Source organism: Vibrio sp. 10N.261.52.A1, assembly GCF_002876325.1.
In the GTDB taxonomy this organism is placed as follows: Bacteria; Pseudomonadota; Gammaproteobacteria; order Enterobacterales; family Vibrionaceae; genus Vibrio; species Vibrio chagasii.
Map to the genome: position 1 here is coordinate 1 of NZ_MCYD01000418.1, position 447 is coordinate 447.

The 447-nt window shown below is 46.5% G+C and carries 1 protein-coding gene; it reads right to left on the bottom strand.

The genetic code is table 11. From position 1 onward, the window contains the following. On the bottom strand, positions 1-447 hold a 447-nt coding region (locus BCT81_RS05040; protein WP_133152559.1), incomplete at both ends, for an extracellular solute-binding protein.

Consider the following 447-nt stretch of genomic DNA (forward strand, 5'->3'; position numbering starts at 1 on the left):
TCATAAATGACGCTCGCTTCACCAACTTCATCTTGCCATACGCCGTTATCCATCACTGATTGTGGTGGGAAAACGTTCTTGTCTTCAGCAAACTCTTTTGGAAGAAGAGGGTAAGCAGTCTTCACTGGAGTCGGGTAACCGATCTCTAGAGCAATCTTAGCTGCGTTCTCTGGGCGAAGAAGGAAGTCGATCATTTTATGAGCCGCTTCGATGTTCTTTGCACCTGAAGGAATCGCTAGGCTGTCCATCCAGAAGATAGCGCCTTTCTCTGGCCAGATGATATCAATGGTTGCACCTTCTTGGCGTGCCATGTAAGCAGAGCCATTCCAAAGCATACCAAGAGACACTTCACCCGCTAGGTAAGGGTTAGCTGGGAAATCTGAGTTAAATACCAATACGTTTGGCATTAGCTTACGAAGTTCTTCGTACGCTTCTTTGATCTCTTCT